Source organism: Nonomuraea sp. NPDC049141, assembly GCF_040648415.1.
GTDB lineage: Bacteria > Actinomycetota > Actinomycetes > Streptosporangiales > Streptosporangiaceae > Nonomuraea.
The window spans coordinates 1-1,355 of the sequence record NZ_JBEZDR010000231.1 but is presented as its reverse complement, the minus strand read 5'-3'; the positions used below and the strand labels follow the sequence as shown (position 1 = coordinate 1,355).

Sequence of the window (1,355 nt, the reverse complement as noted above, 5' to 3'; positions counted from 1 at the left end):
GTGCCTGAGGACCTGGCCGGCGGACCGGCCGTGGGTCAGCGGGTCTCGCGGTGGACCGTGTGCTTGCCGTCCCGCGGGCAGAACTTCTTCAGCTCGATGCGGTCGGGGTCGTTACGACGGTTCTTGCGCGTGATGTAGTTGCGCTCCTTGCACTCCACACACGCCAAAGTGATCTTCGGCCGGACATCGGTCGCCTTCGCCACGGCGGAGTGCCTTCCTCGCTACGGGTAACAACTACGGCGCATCAGCCTACGCGCTGACGGCGCGGACATGCAAAGTGGGCGCCTGTGGCGCCCATCACCACCGACCGCCGGGAGCTGGCCCGGTGGACGAGAGTAGCGGTGGCCGGACTTGAACCGGCGACACAGCGATTATGAGCCGCTTGCTCTGCCATCTGAGCTACACCGCCGTGGCGGGTCCAGCCGGACCCTCTGAGCCCCCTTACGGAATCGAACCGTAGACCTTCTCCTTACCATGGAGACGCTCTGCCGACTGAGCTAAGGGGGCCTGCGCGATCTCCCCGGGGGGTGACGCGCAGGGGATACATTACACGGCCGTGCGGCGGAGATGAAATCGGATCCCCCACCAGGGCGTTTCCGCAGATCAGGGCACGGCCCGCAGCCGGGGCAGCTCCCCCGGCGAGATCGTCTCCGGGTCCACCTGGGCACCGAACCAGGCCTCCAGCCGCTCGTACGGCAGCGGGCGGCTGAACAGGAAGCCCTGGCCGATCTCGCAGCCGATGTCCTGGAGCAACTCCAGCGTCAGCTCGCTCTCCACGCCCTCGGCGACCACGGCCAGGCCGAACTGCTGGGAGAGCGTGACCACCGCGTTGACGATCGCCAGGTCGCCCGGGTCCGTCGCCATGCCCTGCACGAACGAGCGGTCGACCTTCACCTCGTGCACCGGCAGCCGGCGCAGGTGGGCCAGGGACGAGTCGCCGGTGCCGAAGTCGTCCACCGACAGCCGTACGCCGAGGTCCCGCAGCCGCCGCAGGGTCGGGATGGGCCGGTCGGTGCCGTCCAGCACTCCGGCCTCCTTGATCTCCAGCGTGAGCAGCTGCGGCGCCACGCCGTACTCGTCGAGCAGCTCCTTGACGCGGGCCGGGAAGTGCTGGTCGGTGAGCGTACGGGCGGAGAGGTTGACCGCGACGGCGAGCGGCTGGCCGGCGTGCGTCCAGTCCCGGCTGCGCCGCAGCCCCTCCCGGAGCACGAGCTCGGTGAACCGGCCGAGCTGACCGGTGTGCTCGGCCACCGCCACGAAGTCCTCCGGCGCGACCGTGCCGTGCGCCGGATGCTCCCAGCGGGCCAGGCACTCCACGCCGACCAGCCGACGGTCGCGCAGCGTCACCTTGGGCT

General features: G+C 69.8%; 2 protein-coding genes and 2 tRNA genes. All 4 read right to left on the bottom strand.

Features of this window, described 5'->3' with window-relative positions; all coding sequences use genetic code 11:
* Positions 1-35 precede the first annotated feature (35 nt).
* On the bottom strand, positions 36-203 hold the full coding sequence (gene rpmG / locus AB0B91_RS66100) for a 50S ribosomal protein L33 (RefSeq protein ID WP_013288652.1): 168 nt from the start codon (positions 201-203) through the stop codon (positions 36-38).
* Positions 204-336: 133 nt separating this feature from the next.
* A tRNA-Met gene (locus tag AB0B91_RS66095) sits at positions 337-409 on the bottom strand.
* Positions 410-434: 25 nt separating this feature from the next.
* Positions 435-507: transfer RNA gene (locus AB0B91_RS66090), tRNA-Thr, on the bottom strand.
* Between the two features lie 96 nt (positions 508-603).
* On the bottom strand, positions 604-1,355 hold a 752-nt coding region (locus AB0B91_RS66085), incomplete at its 5' end, for an EAL domain-containing protein (protein WP_358343255.1).